The 14,118-nt window shown below is 58.8% G+C and carries 17 protein-coding genes and 1 pseudogene; 4 read left to right on the top strand and 14 right to left on the bottom strand.

Annotated features, from left to right (window positions below):
* The 3 genes from GA0061101_RS36370 to GA0061101_RS36360 all read right to left on the bottom strand — a co-directional run.
* Window positions 1-758, bottom strand: a 758-nt coding sequence (locus tag GA0061101_RS36370; protein WP_092577335.1) for a porin, incomplete at its 3' end; no start/stop codon positions are given.
* 666 nt (window positions 759-1,424) lie between these two features.
* Window positions 1,425-1,886, bottom strand: coding sequence for a hypothetical protein (locus tag GA0061101_RS36365; protein ID WP_245297652.1), 462 nt, complete (start codon window positions 1,884-1,886; stop codon window positions 1,425-1,427).
* A 181-nt stretch (window positions 1,887-2,067) separates the two neighbouring features.
* A complete protein-coding gene (locus tag GA0061101_RS36360) occupies window positions 2,068-2,457 on the bottom strand; it encodes a hypothetical protein (protein WP_141694168.1) in 390 nt (129 codons plus the stop codon).
* Between the two features lie 323 nt (window positions 2,458-2,780).
* Between GA0061101_RS36360 and GA0061101_RS39725 the strand changes: the two genes are divergently transcribed.
* On the top strand, window positions 2,781-2,927 hold the full coding sequence (locus tag GA0061101_RS39725) for a hypothetical protein (protein ID WP_156143640.1): 147 nt from the start codon (window positions 2,781-2,783) through the stop codon (window positions 2,925-2,927).
* 129 nt (window positions 2,928-3,056) lie between these two features.
* Here the strand turns inward: GA0061101_RS39725 and lpxD are convergent, their stop codons facing one another.
* From lpxD to GA0061101_RS40855, 5 genes and pseudogenes are all read right to left on the bottom strand, one after another.
* Window positions 3,057-4,118, bottom strand: coding sequence for a UDP-3-O-(3-hydroxymyristoyl)glucosamine N-acyltransferase (lpxD, locus tag GA0061101_RS36355; protein ID WP_051963493.1), 1,062 nt, complete (start codon window positions 4,116-4,118; stop codon window positions 3,057-3,059).
* A 437-nt stretch (window positions 4,119-4,555) separates the two neighbouring features.
* Window positions 4,556-4,843: a hypothetical protein gene (locus GA0061101_RS36350; protein ID WP_037197012.1), complete on the bottom strand. Its 288-nt coding sequence runs from the start codon at window positions 4,841-4,843 to the stop codon at window positions 4,556-4,558.
* Window positions 4,844-5,320: 477 nt separating this feature from the next.
* Window positions 5,321-5,503, bottom strand: a pseudogene (locus tag GA0061101_RS41235) (uracil-DNA glycosylase family protein); the annotation flags it as partial.
* A 160-nt stretch (window positions 5,504-5,663) separates the two neighbouring features.
* Entirely contained in the window at window positions 5,664-5,894 is a 231-nt protein-coding gene (locus GA0061101_RS36340) for a BrnA antitoxin family protein (protein ID WP_037197011.1), read from the bottom strand.
* A gap of 406 nt (window positions 5,895-6,300) precedes the next feature.
* Window positions 6,301-6,435, bottom strand: coding sequence for a hypothetical protein (locus tag GA0061101_RS40855; RefSeq protein ID WP_280518149.1), 135 nt, complete (start codon window positions 6,433-6,435; stop codon window positions 6,301-6,303).
* Window positions 6,436-6,466: 31 nt separating this feature from the next.
* On the opposite strand from GA0061101_RS40855, the gene GA0061101_RS36335 reads away from it, so the two are divergent.
* From GA0061101_RS36335 to GA0061101_RS41230, 3 genes are read left to right on the top strand one after another with little or no spacing between them, the layout of a single operon-like run.
* Window positions 6,467-6,859 (top strand): GFA family protein, encoded by a 393-nt coding sequence (locus tag GA0061101_RS36335; protein ID WP_037197010.1) that lies wholly within the window; start codon window positions 6,467-6,469, stop codon window positions 6,857-6,859.
* A 42-nt stretch (window positions 6,860-6,901) separates the two neighbouring features.
* Window positions 6,902-7,045: a hypothetical protein gene (locus GA0061101_RS39720; protein ID WP_156143639.1), complete on the top strand. Its 144-nt coding sequence runs from the start codon at window positions 6,902-6,904 to the stop codon at window positions 7,043-7,045.
* A gap of 2 nt (window positions 7,046-7,047) precedes the next feature.
* The gene (locus GA0061101_RS41230) at window positions 7,048-7,482 is read left to right on the top strand and encodes a TetR/AcrR family transcriptional regulator (protein ID WP_141694167.1); all 435 of its coding nucleotides are present in this window, start codon (window positions 7,048-7,050) and stop codon (window positions 7,480-7,482) included.
* Here the strand turns inward: GA0061101_RS41230 and GA0061101_RS36325 are convergent.
* The 6 genes from GA0061101_RS36325 to GA0061101_RS36300 form a co-directional block, all read right to left on the bottom strand.
* Window positions 7,403-8,890, bottom strand: a complete 1,488-nt coding sequence (locus tag GA0061101_RS36325) for an FAD-binding oxidoreductase (RefSeq protein WP_244655274.1) — start codon at window positions 8,888-8,890, stop codon at window positions 7,403-7,405. The two genes, GA0061101_RS41230 and GA0061101_RS36325, sit on opposite strands and share 80 nt — an antisense overlap.
* A gap of 90 nt (window positions 8,891-8,980) precedes the next feature.
* Window positions 8,981-10,033, bottom strand: coding sequence for an agmatinase (gene speB / locus GA0061101_RS36320; RefSeq protein WP_037197008.1), 1,053 nt, complete (start codon window positions 10,031-10,033; stop codon window positions 8,981-8,983).
* A gap of 18 nt (window positions 10,034-10,051) precedes the next feature.
* Window positions 10,052-10,936: a polysaccharide deacetylase family protein gene (locus GA0061101_RS36315; RefSeq protein ID WP_037197007.1), complete on the bottom strand. Its 885-nt coding sequence runs from the start codon at window positions 10,934-10,936 to the stop codon at window positions 10,052-10,054.
* 10 nt (window positions 10,937-10,946) lie between these two features.
* Window positions 10,947-12,338: an MmgE/PrpD family protein gene (locus GA0061101_RS36310; RefSeq protein WP_037197006.1), complete on the bottom strand. Its 1,392-nt coding sequence runs from the start codon at window positions 12,336-12,338 to the stop codon at window positions 10,947-10,949.
* Window positions 12,339-12,449: 111 nt separating this feature from the next.
* Entirely contained in the window at window positions 12,450-13,292 is an 843-nt protein-coding gene (locus GA0061101_RS36305) for an ABC transporter substrate-binding protein (protein ID WP_092577332.1), read from the bottom strand.
* A gap of 52 nt (window positions 13,293-13,344) precedes the next feature.
* A complete protein-coding gene (locus GA0061101_RS36300; protein WP_037197005.1) occupies window positions 13,345-14,115 on the bottom strand; it encodes an amino acid ABC transporter ATP-binding protein in 771 nt (256 codons plus the stop codon).
* Between the last annotated feature and the right edge of the window lie 3 nt (window positions 14,116-14,118).

The following is a 14,118-nucleotide window of genomic DNA, read 5'->3' as shown; positions in this document are numbered from 1 at the left end:
CCCATCAAGAAGGCCGAGAAGACACCGAAGTCAGCATCGACACGAGCCTTGATGGCGCCTTCTTCGACGATCGAGTCATAGCCGCCAACGACCTTGAAGCCCCATGCGCCAGACTTGAAGCCGGCACCGGCAACAACGTCGGGAGCGTAATGGTCGGAGCTGTCTTCGCCGTTAGCGCCAGTAGCGCCCGTACCGGAATTGGTATCTTCGACGGAGATCACAGCCGTGAAGCCGTTGCCTGCATCGTAGTTGTAGGTGATCTGGTTCAGCTCGTACGGACCGTCATAAACCACGTCGTCGTTGATGACGTCGCCGGCATAACCGGTGAAGACGTTGAACTGCGAGTCTTCCTTACCAATGGTGAAGCCACCGAGGCTGATGCTGGCATGCAGCAGGTTGGTGGACGTCGAGCCGCCGTTGGCCCAGTCCCAACGCAGTTCGGTGTTGGTCTTCAGCGGACCATACTCGGTGTCCGTTGCCGTCTGCAGCTGCAGTTCAGCGCGGGTGTGCCAGAGCGTGCCGAAACGGCTGTTCGGGTTGTAGGCATCGTACCACTGACCTTCGGTACGAACCTTGCCGCCGATCTTGAGGCAGGTTTCGGTGCCCGGGATGAAGAAGTAGCCGGCGCCGTAAGCGTCGCAGATACGGACGTACTCAAGCGGCTCCGGTTCAGCAGCGACGACAGCGTCGGCCGCATGAGCACCGGAAACTACTGCCAGTGCAGCAGCGGAGCCGAGAAGAAGGCTCTTGATATTCATTTTGTCTCCAATCGATATGCCTGATCGGAACGACGCCGGCGACCACCCGCTACGTTCATTGATCAGGCTGTTCCCTCTAAGTGGAAGCCAACGGCCCCCCACGCACACGGTAGCGAGATGGATATGGCATCGGAACACAATAGTTTCGCCGCGCCGTGTATTTTCAGACATAAAATTGTCATAGATGCAAAAATACATCACTTATACTCTGTAATGGTTGAGTCTATCTAACTATATGCACCGGAAATACTAAATAAACGTACGTAATGTATATATACACTGGAATGTTAGTAGCCAAATGATAAGTCTACGTTACTATTTATACTGATTTTAACTCTCGATGCAGCCGTTTGGAGCGGAAATTGCGCCGATTCGGGTGATGGAATGTGAGCCCTATGGCATGTCTTTGCCGGCAAAGACCGGGCGCGCTCGGTGTCCGAGATCGATCGGAGCGCCACGAGGTACGAAGCACCAAACTCGGCTCTCCGGTCAGTCAGTCTAGGTATTTTCACGATGGGCATCGGGCAGTCGATGATTGCTTTGCATTGCTGGAATTGCCGGCAATCTCGCAGGTGATTGTGCCCGGCTTGCCGTGGGCTGTTAACTTGGCAAGAGGGCTCGTGACGCCGGAAGCAACGTCACCCGCAGGATCGTCACGCCTGCGCTTCAATAGTCGGCCGGGGCGGTCCTTGGGCACAGAGCGCGGAAGATCCCCATATTTGTCGGGTAGCCAGAGGCAGATGAGCCGTCCGCATCGTCATTGGTCTGCAGGTTCACCAGCCGATACTTCGCCATGCTGTCGGGGGCAGGGTTGCGACCGCGGAATTGATATCGGTCGCCAGCGAAATCTGTGAAAATCCCGGTCTTACAATCGGCCTCGATTACATCGCTCAACGGCATCGACAGCTCTTGCCTGATGCAGTCCGGAGTAACTTTCTGAACGTACTGACGACAGAAGGCGATTGCATTTGCGCGCGTATGCTTCGTCCGGATTTCGGCATGAGAAGTGTCCAGACCCGACATGCTGACGATGGTGACTTCCATCCCGGCACGGGAGCCATAGTAAACGGTGCCGGATGCAAGTGATGAACCTGCCATCAAGGTCAGTAGAACCGCCGTCAGCGTCACAAGCTTCAAGGTGCCATCCTCCCCCAAGTTCCCGATGATCGTCTTCGAATCCACAGCGAGAGTCGAGCGCGAGAGGTCGCCCATGGCTTACAATGGGCAGGCCGATTGTGTGAGGGCCGAAACTCAACGTGGAAATTGGGACAGCCGCTCAAGACAAGGCCATCATTGCTGGCTGGCGTTCTTAAGTATCAATGCCGTTGGCTTTGCAGCGATCACGCACTTGCGCCGCCAACTCATCCGTCTGCCCATAGGCCATCAGGTTGAAGATGGTGACGTTCTGGCCACCAAACTGACTTTGCACGAGCGTGCCGATGTATGGGGCATTCGGGCTGTCTTTGCCGAGGTTCGCTGTGCCGCAGGCATATGTCGCTCCGCCGGACGATGAGCGGGCTCTCCCGCTGTTAACTGCCACCTGCTTCAACGAGAGCGATTTTTGAAATCCGTTTTGAACGGCGCTGGTTTCCTCCGGCGTCAATGGACGTACGATGGAGGGAGGCGCTTCGGGGGTAGGTCTAAGTGAATGACACGATGCTAATATGACGCATGCCAGTATCGAGATAGATTTTTTCATACTTTTCTCCCCTCAAAACCCCCTTTTGGATACATCAGAGAGGAGAATTGCTCAACCTGTGTTGAACAGTTCGACCGCAGCGCATCCTATCGGCGACGCCTCTTGCTATTGCGAGATGAAGTGAGCTGGCCGTTTACACTGTGCCGGAGAACTCCGCTTTGCAGTCCGCGACCAACACAATCCTTCGTTTGCAAGAATCTATAATCCGTAACACACGGTAACGTTCCGGCCGGGTTCCTGCCTCCAGGAAGCTCGATAATCGAACTGCTGTATCGAGGTCTCCAGCACCTAAAAGCAATGAGCCAAGCGACGATAAAGCGTGCTTGACCTTTCAAGGCCTGCTGCATTCCGATGAGATCGGAGGGGACCGCGTGCTTCTGTTTCTTGCCTTCATGGCGACCATCATTCTTGGTTGTTTCATCATGCCTCAGCCTCCCGAGGCCCAGGATGATGAGGACAACATCTGGTAAGGGAATGAGGTAGATTGTGTATGGCCAAAAGGACGTTATCGCGTTTTGCTCGGGGCCGAGGCCCCACATTACCGGCCAGGTGCTAAATATCGACGGCGGCTAGACTTTCCTCTGAAAGACCTTCGCTGGTTATACCGCGCGGTTTCCCTGGCCGGTCCGACCATCAGGCTGAACGCCAAGCCCGGCCTGGCGCTCGATATTTCTTAACGTGATAACTTGGCGCAAGAAATCCCGTTTTGGCTGAGCGGGGCTTCCAAGCAGGACCGCTCCCTCCTCGACGTCGGAAATTACGCCCGCCTGTGCGCCGATCTGCACGGCGCGGCCGATGTTCAGGTGACCGGCAATTGCCGCTTGTCCGCCGATTTTCGCGAAATCGCCCACGGTGGTGGAGCCAGCGATACCCACCTGCGCAACGACGACGCATTGGCGGCCGAGAACAACGTTATGACCAATTTGAACGAGATTATCTATGCGAGTACCCGCCCCTATGACCGTGTCTCGCGCTGATCCGCGATCGATGGTGGTGTTTGCACCGATCTTGACATCATCTTCGATGACCACGAGCCCGAGCTGGGCCACGCCCAGAAAACCCTCTGCTGTCGCAGCAAAGCCGAAGCCTTCCTGGCCTATTCTGACGCCGGGAAAAAGCTCGACACGAGAGCCTATGATTGCATGGCTCACGGTAGTTTGAGCCCCAATCTTGCAATCTCGTCCGATGACGACGGCTCGACCAATCACAGATCCGGCGCCGATCACGCAGCCGGCACCGATGACGACGCCGCTGCTGATGACGACATTCGGTCCCACCTCACAGGAGGGATCTATTGAAGCGCCTTCCTCGATGATGGCGGATGGATGAACCCCTGGGGATACAAGCGATTCAGGATGAAAGAGTGCGCAAACACGCGCCCACGCAGCGTAAGGCTCAATAGTCACAATAGCCGCGGCAGAAGGCGGCAGATCGGATTGCAAATCCGGATGCACGATAATCGCGCCTGCCAGAGATTTGCCAAGGAAAGCCAGATAACGGCGGTTGTCCAGGAAGCTGATGTCGGAGGGACCAGCTGTCTGAAGAGTGGCCACACCGGTTAGCACGAGATCTTTTGAAATCGCCGAGCCGCGCGCGCACGATGCTACCGTCGCCAGATCGAAAGGCCCGCGTTTTTCAAAGAATCTCGAGTCAGCCATCATTATGATCTTTCCAGCAGGGTTAAAATATGCACCGGCATCAAAGTCGATGCCGGTGTGAAGCCTCTACGTTTGAACTGCGGCTTTTCAATATTGAATCCTGTGACGAAATATTGCTCATGGACAGCGCATGCGAGGGAGCGCGAGCACAATGGGCGGAGTCGCCTTAACAAACGTCACATTTCTTCCGGTGACATCGTCATCTTCAAAAGTGTAAAATAGGGTTGAAGACTATCGATGGAGTCCACGGTGAACGTCTGCTCTTGCGAACACTCGTTCACGATTTCGATTTCACATTGCCTCCAAACCACCTGAACGAGCTGTTATCGACACGATATCATCAGCTTCGCTCGTTCGGTGGTGCCGGGTCTATCTCGACAGGATATGGGTGCAGTCGACGGGCACGGCGACAATCATGCTCGGCCTATGGCCCCCTGGCTCTACTTGTTCTTCAGAAGCCATATCTTGCCGGCCATGGTTATGGCGTACACGTCCTTTTCGGCATCGTCGTTAAAGTGGAGACGCTCGAGAAAGCCGGGCTCCCTCAACTCTTCCAATGTTTTGGCGCTTATGAATTTGATTTTCTGCGGTCGTTCTTTCCAACGATCGGTCTTTGCATATGTCACGGTCGCGTTCTGGTGCGTCCACTTCTTCGCAGACTGGGGATAAAGGTCTCCTTGCTGGGCAAGTTTCAACCCTGCGATCTGGGACGGTGTTAGTTCAATCATGGGTGCGAAATGTCTCCATCGCTATTACTCTCGGGCGCACTTACCACAAAAAAGTCGAGTGTTTCCCAAAAATGCGCGACCGGTGTTCGTATATCTGGTTGGTGCATAGTATCTCTGCGGAGCGACCAACTCAAGAAATGTCAGCTGTCGGTGCGCAATTGACCATACTCGTCGTGAACATGCGTCATTACCGATCGGTGTTTCGCAGGTCGCATGCGGTCCAAAACGATATTCGACTGTATGGGCCGATGGTTCAAGTTTCCTCAAGGCGAGAGCTTTGAACCGGACGAGGGTCGTGGCCTCGGATGGGCAAGCGCAGGATCATCATGACCGGGCAACTTCGTCGGGTAAACCGAACTGAGGCGGGTGCCCGGCGTCCAGCGCTGTAGGTGTCGTCTGCGGGAAATGTCGGGCAACGATCGGTTGCTTGTTTGGGTCAGCCATCACCGATGGGGGCGCTGTGCCGGCCACTGCCGATTTCATCTCGCGATAGTGTTCCGTCAATCTCGCCAGGTCGAAGGCCCTGTTGAGTCCGCTTGGATTCGGAAGCACCCAGATTGAGGCGCCCGCGAATTCGTCCACTTGCCTGCCCCACTCGACATGCGTTCGAAGGCTGATAGCCATGTATGCCGCCTTTCCCAGAAAGGCCTTCCCTGGGGGAGTGGAGGAGAGAGCGACCCGATGCGCTAGACGCCCTCGCCAAGTTAACCGATAGACCGCCCGCCGACCCGCCGCAGCTGGCGATGCTGATGTCGGCGATCTGTCGCAGCGGATGACCACAGTGTCTTGCGCCGCACTAGCCTGGTGAGCGCCGAGCGGCCTAGTCTTTCATCTTCATGGCGGCGCGCAGGGTATCGTTGATCCGGTCCTGCCAGCCAGCGCCGTCCGCCTGGAAATAAGCCAGGACTTCGCTGTCGAGCTTCAGGGAGACGAGCTCTTTGATATTCGGCAGCGGCCCCCGTTCGACCGCGGGAGCAGGCGCTTTTTTGACTGGCTTGAAGAGCGCCTCAGCCGCTTCGAGCGGACTGCCTGGCCGTCTTGGTGTACGCATGGATTCTACCTTGCTCTCTGGCGGCGGTCATTCGTGCCTGTCGCCATCGACCGACCTCTTGGTACGGCGAGTTGGATATTTCCTGGCCGACAGGTTTAGGAAACAATGCCGGCGAATTCTTTCATCGGTCAGCTGGTCAACTTTGGACCAATGTCGTTCTAGTGTTCGGGAAGCTCTTTGTGAAGTCCCTTGAATCGAATCGTTGAGATGAGGCGCTGGCAAACGATCTTGGCGTTGCTGTTTCGAAAGAACAATGCTCCGCCGGACGGCGGAGCAGAGATTGGGACAGTGAAACCTCGGCTTTTGACCGTGTCTTCCGGGAAGAAGCGACCGAGCGGGTTCCGGCAAAGGATTGCGGCAAGCCCGACTTTTCTACCTATTGATCATCAATTCGTTCCCTTCGTTGTTATTGCCTGCGTTTGGCAGATTGGGCCGGTGCCGCATCGGGTTCGCCGAGCAAAGACTTGTCCGGATCGATAGCGGGAATGGCGGCGATGGGCGCTGCAGTAATTGCGATGACCGTGCTGTTCGTCGTAAACATTCTGCCTGCTTGTTTTTAGAGGAGGCACAGCATGGACCGATTCACCGGCGGTTGCCTGTGTGGCGACGTTCGAATTGTGGCGTCGGGACGCCCATACCGGGTCGGCGTCTGCCACTGTCTCGACTGCCGCAAGCATCACGGCGCCCTTTTTCACGCTTCCGCGATATTTCCTCAGGATTCGGTGACGATCGCAGGCGAAACACGCGACTACGCCGGGCGTTTTTTCTGTCCGCGCTGCGGCTCGCCCGTTTTCGCCCGCACTGCGGACGAAATCGAAGTGAACCTGGGATCGCTGGATGCCCCTGACCAGCTGAAACCAACCTACGAACTCTGGACCGTCCGTCGCGAATCCTGGTTGCCGCCGTTTCCGCTCACGAGACGATACGACCGCGATCGTGACGCCGCGAGTCGCTTCGAGGGGTAGGTCGCGCGACCGGTGCGAAGGCGCCGTTGCGAGGTGACAGAGATGCAGGCCTTGATCGACATCTCGAACCTGATGCTCGCGGACTTCGCCTTCGAGATGGAAGGCGAAGTCCGCGGCGAGGCGACGAGCACAGGCCTGCCTCGGACGGCCTATGCCAGCGAGCATTTTGTCAGTCGCGGATTATAGCTGTGACGCGCTCACTCCTGTTAAGCGTATTGAACCGCAAAACCTTCGTGGACCATTTCCTCGCTTTTTGCCCGGAGCGCTTTCGCATGCTCGCAATCGAGCGCGTAGGAGATCGCACGCCTTCGCGCACCGGGTTGATCAGCCTCGCGGGCGTCGGCATCGGCACGCTCTATCGCCACTTCCACACCCGCGATGCCTCGATCGGTGATATCTACCGCAACGAGACCGAACAGCTCGCCAAAGCCGCAACTGAGTTGGCTGAAAGTCTTCCACCGAAGGAGGCGCTGCGGCAATGGATGGCGGTATTCTTCGAATACATGGCGAGACTCTGGTGGCGCCGAGCAACCAGAGTGGACGTTATTCCTGCAGCTGACGACGGCCCGCTTCCAGCACCTTGCCAGGGTTCATCATGCCTGAGGGATCGAGACTGTGCTTGATCGCAAGCATGAGGTCCTGCTCGACCTCGCCGCGATATTTGAGCACCGCACCTGCCTTGAGCGTACCGAGCCCGTGTTCGGCTGAAACGGTTCCGCCGAAGCGCAGGGTGTTGTGGTTGATGATGCCGTGGATCTCATCCGATCTGGCCAGGAAATCCTTGGGCAAAACGTCAGCAGGCTGGATGATGCCGAAGTGGATGTTTCCATCGCCGAGGTGGCCGAAAGCAATGATGCGGGCTCCCTTGACGGCCTGGGAAATCGCCGCAGAGCAGATCTCGAGGAAATCCGGTATCGACGAGATCGGAACAGCGATATCGCCCTGGATCGTCGGTCCCTCCATCATGTCGGCTTCGGCCAATCCTTCGCGCAGCGCCCAGAAACTTCTGCTTTGGCTGAGAGAAGCGGAAACAACGGCGTCGCTGACCAAGCCGGCCTCATAAGCCTCGGCAAGCACGGCCGTCATCCTTTCCTGCTGCGAGGCGGTTTCGTCGCTCGAGGAAAATTCGATCAGCACCTGCCATTCGCAAAGCCTTTCCAAGGGGAGCCGGCAGGCTGGGAAATGCTTGAGGACAAGTTCGAGGCCGGTTCCCGGCATAAGCTCGAAAGCGGTGACCTGCCCGCCGGTTCGCTGCTTGCAAAGCGCAAGCAAATCCAGCGCTGCCTTGACGGATGGCACGGCGCACACCGCCGTCGCCACGGAGGCGGGCCTTGCAAAGAGTTTCAGCACGGCGCCCGTAATGATCCCAAGGGTGCCTTCGCTGCCGATGAACAGTTGCTTGAGATCATAGCCCATATTGTCCTTGCGAAGGCCGCGCATGCCGTTCCAGATGCGGCCATCCGCGAGAACCACTTCGAGCCCGAGAACGAGATCCCTTGTGTTTCCGTAGCGCAGGACATTGCTACCGCCCGCATTGGAGGCGAGGTTGCCGCCGATCTGGCAATTGCCCTCGGAGGCAAGACGTAGCGGGAAGAGACGTTCGTTTTTCTCTGCCTCCGCCTGGATCGACGCGAGAAGGCATCCCGCATCGACAGTCATTGTATCGTTGATGGTGTCGACAGCCCGCACCTTGTTCATGCGGGCGAGATTGACCAGGATCTCGACACCCTTTCCGCTCGGCACCGCGCCGCCAACCAGGGATGTATTTCCGCCTTGCGGCACGATCTTCAGCCCATATTCCCGGCAAATCGAGACGATGGTGGCGACTTCCTCCGTCCGTGCCGGCTTCAGCAGCAGGGGCGAACTGCCGCGCATCACGCCCGTCCAATCGACGACATGCGGTTCGAGAAGGCCGGGATGGGTGCTCCAGCCGGAAGGCCCGACCGTCTCCTTCAGACGTTCAAGCGCTTCCGCAAGCCTGTCAGGCCGTATCTGCTCTCCGGATACGCCCGCCTTCATGTCCAGCGTCATTGGAGAAAATCCTTTCATTTCCGGCGGGTGAGGTTCAGGCCCTCATCCTGTGGTGATCGGCCGCGCTGGGCGCGCGGCCGACGGGATGCGCTAGGGCTTCAGGGACGGGCTGAAGCGGATCAGGCTGAGGATTTCGAAGAGCATCTGTGCCGCAACATGAGCGGTATTCGTTGTCGCGTCATATTGCGGCGCGACCTCCACCACATCGCCGCCGACGAAATCGATGCCCTTCAGTCCATGGAGGATTGCAAGCACCTCGCGGCTGGTCAGGCCGCCGATTTCCGGCGTCCCTGTGCCGGGTGCGAAAGCGGGATCGAGACTGTCGACATCGAAGGAAAGATAGGTTGGGCCATCTCCCACGACCGCGCGCGCTTTTTCGATGATGGCATCGATGCCCATCCGGCTAATGTCTTCAGCATGGATGACGGTCATTCCGGATTCGTAGGAGAACTCCCAGAGATACTCCGCCGCGCCACGGATACCGATCTGAATGGTGCGCGTGGGATCGAGAACTCCATCCAGCACCGCATTCCTGAACGGTCCGCCGTGATGGAACTTGGTGAGGTCATAGGCACCGCCCGTATCGCAATGCGCGTCGATATGGATCAGGCCGACAGGGCGCTCCTTGCCGACGGCCTTGAGGATCGGGTGCGTGATCGAATGATCGCCGCCGACCGCCAGCGGGATGACGCCGGCAGCAACGATCTGCCCGAAGCGACGTTCGATATCCTCATGGCTGAGCTCGAGGCGATAGCGGCTGCGGAATGGGACATCACCGATATCGGCGACCTTCGTTTCGAAGAGGGGCGCGCATTTCAGCACGTGATTGTAGGGTCCGACACGCTCGATGGCGCGCAGCGCCCGCGGCCCGAAACGAGAACCGGGGCGATTGGTGACACCGAGATCCATCGGAACCCCGATCAAGGCAATGTCGAGATCGCCGAAGTCTGGATTTTCGGCGTCAATAGGCCGGTAGGTGGCATCGAGGAGGGTCGGAATGCCGCTAAAGGGCGCAGCGCGAGTACCGCTTGCCGAAAAGATCTTGTTGGCCACGGCTTGGAATTCCGGATCATGGATGTTGCCACCATGTCCCTCGCCAAATTTTTCACGCAGCTGCTGCAGTTTTTCGTGGTCGAATGCCATGTCGTATCACCCCTCGTCTCAAACTGAAGAAGCTTTGCGCTCTTTTTCCAGCGTTTCAAAATGATCCGTGATCTGCGCTCCGGTCGCGATCCAGACGTCGTCCTTCGACTGCACGTGGCGCAGGAAGTCGCGCAATATGTGCCAGCGCATCGGCCGGCCGGAGACCTGCGGATGCAGGACAAGCGTCGTCACCCCGCCCCACGCATGGGTTGCCTCGAATTCCTCGATCCAGAGCGGGAGCACCGTGTCCCGCCCGAAAAGTGGCCGCGGACTGGTGCGGCTCGACATGCCGAAGTTCCAATCGTCGAAAGCGAAGTTGACGGGGATCTCGACCACGCCCGGCCGATCGCCTGCGGACCGATGCCGGTAGGGCAGGATATCGTCGCGGAACGAGCTCGAATAGCGGATGCCGGATTTGGCAAGGTAGGCCAGCAGTTCCGGGAAATTCTCGCCCGAAGGGGCACGGTAGCCGACAGGGCGGATGCCGAAAATCTTTTCCAGCGCCTCGAAGCCGCGATCGATCTCCTCGAATGTCTCGTCCAGTTTTTCGCGATCCGGCATCTTGTGCAGATAGCCGTGATGTCCGATCTCGTGTCCGGCTTTCAGAATGCCCTCGCAGACCTCGGCATGGGCGAGCGCCGTCCATCCCGGCGTGAAGAAGGTCGCCTTCAGGGACAGTTCCTCCATCAGCTCAAGAATCTTGCCTATCCCGACGCGTGCATCATAGCCGCCGTGGGAGGTGGTGACCATGCGGTCGATATTGGACGGATTGTTGCCGATCCATGCGGTTTCCGCATCGACGTCAAAGCCGATGAACAGGGCGCTTCGGGCACCGTTCGGCCAGGTCATCGCCGGGGCCTTGTCAGCAGGGTTGAGCGGGCGCGGGGTCAGGTCATAGGTCACGGCTGTATCCTCAGCAAAAGACGGGGCGGTTGTCCGCGTTGCCCGCCAGCAGGGTTTCGAGCCTGCGGCAGTCATTCAGGTTTTCAAGGTCGGCGATCGCGGCCCAAAGCCGATCGGCCTGTTCCGGCTCCATGGCCATGGCCGTGAGCTCGCGAAACTTGGCGGCGACCGCGGCAGGCTGCATCGGTCTTTCGGCAGAGCCGGTGGCCCGCGGCACCATCCGCGAAGCGCTGGAACCATCTATGAAGATCAGCGTCACCACCGGTTCGTCGAGCGGCTGCATGCCATCATCCACAGTGAGGCGCACGCGATCCATGATGCTGCGGAGACGGGCGTCGGAGCGCCGCTCAGCCGAATAGGCCTGGAGCCCTGCCGTGTCGAAAACGCAGCGCGCGGCAAGGGCATAGGGCAGGCTCATCTGGGTCGGCGCCATCGCGCTGGTCTCCTTGGCACCGCACATGCCCATCAACATGGGACTTAATCGCAGCTCGATCGTCGTTATCTCGCTGGCCTGGCGGCCCGTTTCCTGCAAGAGGTCGTCCAGCGCATCCACGGCTGAGTGGGCACCGCGGCAGGAGGCGTAGGGTTTTAAAACAGCGCGTTTTACTTTCCAGCTTTCACCGAGCGCGTCGCTGAGCTTCTCCGCCTCGCAGGCCGATTTGTTGAAGGAGCGGAAAAAGCCGCCCCAGACGTCATCGAAGACCTTGGATGGTCCGGCAAAGCCCTCCGCGGCCAGCTGCGCGGCAAGCAGGCCGCCTTCGGCCGCACGGCCGGCATGAATTTTCTTGGCCTGCGAACCGTCGTGGATGAAAGCCCACAGACCGGACGAAAAGCTGGTCGCAAGGGTGATCGCATCGCGCGTGGTAGAGGCATCGAGGCCGCAGATATTGGCGACGGCTGCCGCCGCCGCAAGCGTGCCGCAGGTGCCGGTCGAGTGCCAGCCGAGGCTGTTGTGGCTGTCATATCCGCCGGCTGCTTCCAGAATCCGCCGACCGACATCGTAGCCGGCGACCACAGCCGCGATCAGTTCCTTGCCCGTTACGACGCGCGATTCTTCAGCAATGGCGGCCATGACGGCGGGCATGACGACGGCGCCCGAGTGATCGCATCCCCCGGCATCGTCAAGCTCAAAGGCATGCGCCGCAACACCGTTGATCAGAGCGGCGTCGCGGGCGGATACCCGGTCAGTGGTGCCCCAGAGCCTCGCATTTCCCTGCGTTCGGCCAAGACGCCTCGCGATCCGGAATTCGTTCGAGCGGCCGCCGGCGAGAGCGGCGGCAAATGTATCGGCAATATGGATTTTGGTCTTTTCGACGACATCGGCGGGAAGGGCCTCAAACCGGAGTGCCGAAATAAAGGATGCCAGTCTGTCGATCGGGGCGTCGCCAAGAACGCGGGACATGATTGTCTGCTCTCTCGTATTTGGGAATGATGGACCCGAATGAAGCTGCCTTCACCGGGTCATTGGTTTGCGGCCCCGGCGCTTTCACGCCGGAGCCGCGGACGCCAGGCGTCACTTTACGGCTTGAGCGTTGACGTAGATTCCGTCCAGCATCGCACCTTCGAGGCCGTATTTGGCGAAGATCGTCTTGTACTCGCCGCTGGCCATCAGCGCCTTCAGCGCGGCGGCATAGGCATCGCGGAGCTCGGTATCCTTCTTGGCAAAGCCGATGCCCTGATAGACGGCCGTAAAGGGCTCGCCGACAACGGTATAGGTGTCCTTCTCGAGGCTCAGCAGATAGGGAAGCGTTTCGGAACCCTGCACCGCGCCATCGACGCGACCTTGCTTCAGCTGGGCACGGGCGTCCGCCGAGCCTTCCGTACCGACAACCTTGACGGCCGGCAGCCCCTTGGCTTCGCAGTTGGCCGCACTCCACTTCGCCGTCTCATCCGGGAAGGAGGTGCGGCGGCTCATGCCGACGATCTTGCCGCAGAAGTCGGTCGGCTTCTTGAACTCATCCTTGCGGGCAAAGGATGTGTAGAACTGCGCGCCGGATTTCATATAGTCGACGAAATCGAGCGTGTCGCGACGGGTGGGCAGGTCGCTCATGCCGCTATGGATGAGGTCGACGCGGCCGGTCGTCAGGGAAGAGACCATCTGTTCGAAGCCGATATCGGACCACTCCACCGTGGTGCCGAGTTGTTTGGCGAGCGCGAGGCCAAGATCGATGTCGAGGCCCATGAGTTTGTTGGTGGCCGGATCCTTGTATTCCATCGGCGGATAGTTCGCCTGGTTGGCGACGACGACCTTGCCGGCGGACTTGATTCTTTCCGGCAGGCCTTCGGCGTTGGCTGCGGTTGCAGCAACGCAAAGAGCTGCGAGCATGACGAGATGCCTGTTCATGTTGTTCCCCATTTTGACTCTGGTGCAAAGCCGGAGGGTTTCCTGTTCCGCCAGCTTCCTCTTCTCAACTGTGAACGGCTTTGATGAACTCCGCCGTTCTGGCGCTTTTCGGAGTGCTGAGAACCTCCGATGCCAAGCCTGTTTCGACCACTTTTCCCGCTTCCATAAAGGTGACGGTATTGGCCACATTGCGGGCAAAGCCCAATTCGTGGGTGACGACGATCATGGTCATTCCGGACGCTGCAAGATCCTTCATGACGTCGAGCACTTCCGAGACGAGTTCCGGGTCGAGTGCCGATGTGGGCTCGTCGAAGAGAATGAGATCCGGCTGCATGCCCATGGCGCGGGCGATGGCGACGCGCTGCTGCTGGCCGCCTGATAGTTCGGACGGATAATGGTTCGCCTTCTCGGCAAGACCGACGCGTTCCAGAAGGACGGAGGCTCGTTCGCGGGCCTGCTCCACGGATTGTCCGAGGACATGCACCGGTCCCTCGATGATGTTCTCGATCGCGGTCTTGTGCGGAAAGAGGTTGAAGCGCTGGAAGACCATGCCGATGCGGCGGCGCTGACGGGAAATTTCCGCATCGCTGATCTGGTGCAGATTGTTGCCTTCGCGGCGATAGCCGATCAGCTCGTCATTGACCCAGATGGCGCCGCCATCCATCCGCTCCAAAAGGTTGATGCATCTCAGAAACGTGCTCTTGCCGGAGCCGGAGGGGCCGATGATACAGCTGACCTCGCCGCGCACGACCTCCATGCTGACTTTGTCGAGGGCGCAGAAGTCGCCGTAGTTCTTCGTGACGTCGACGGCCTTGACGAGAATATCCTGTTTCATGGT

The sequence above is a fragment of the Martinezella lusitana genome, assembly GCF_900094565.1.
Classification (GTDB): Bacteria; Pseudomonadota; Alphaproteobacteria; order Rhizobiales; family Rhizobiaceae; genus Rhizobium; species Rhizobium lusitanum.
This window is presented reverse-complemented; position numbering and strand designations above follow the sequence as displayed.

Coding starts and splice junctions, on each gene's coding strand:
- GA0061101_RS36360 (WP_141694168.1), bottom strand. CDS start 2,457: ATGAAAAAATCTATCTCGATACTGGCATGCGTCATATTAGCATCGTGT.
- lpxD (WP_051963493.1), bottom strand. CDS start 4,118: ATGATGGCTGACTCGAGATTCTTTGAAAAACGCGGGCCTTTCGATCTG.
- GA0061101_RS36350 (WP_037197012.1), bottom strand. CDS start 4,843: ATGATTGAACTAACACCGTCCCAGATCGCAGGGTTGAAACTTGCCCAG.
- GA0061101_RS36340 (WP_037197011.1), bottom strand. CDS start 5,894: ATGCGTACACCAAGACGGCCAGGCAGTCCGCTCGAAGCGGCTGAGGCG.
- GA0061101_RS40855 (WP_280518149.1), bottom strand. CDS start 6,435: ATGTTTACGACGAACAGCACGGTCATCGCAATTACTGCAGCGCCCATC.
- GA0061101_RS36335 (WP_037197010.1), top strand. CDS start 6,467: ATGGACCGATTCACCGGCGGTTGCCTGTGTGGCGACGTTCGAATTGTG.
- GA0061101_RS39720 (WP_156143639.1), top strand. CDS start 6,902: ATGCAGGCCTTGATCGACATCTCGAACCTGATGCTCGCGGACTTCGCC.
- GA0061101_RS36325 (WP_244655274.1), bottom strand. CDS start 8,890: ATGACGCTGGACATGAAGGCGGGCGTATCCGGAGAGCAGATACGGCCT.
- speB (WP_037197008.1), bottom strand. CDS start 10,033: ATGGCATTCGACCACGAAAAACTGCAGCAGCTGCGTGAAAAATTTGGC.
- GA0061101_RS36310 (WP_037197006.1), bottom strand. CDS start 12,338: ATGTCCCGCGTTCTTGGCGACGCCCCGATCGACAGACTGGCATCCTTT.
- GA0061101_RS36305 (WP_092577332.1), bottom strand. CDS start 13,292: ATGGGGAACAACATGAACAGGCATCTCGTCATGCTCGCAGCTCTTTGC.
- GA0061101_RS36300 (WP_037197005.1), bottom strand. CDS start 14,115: ATGAAACAGGATATTCTCGTCAAGGCCGTCGACGTCACGAAGAACTAC.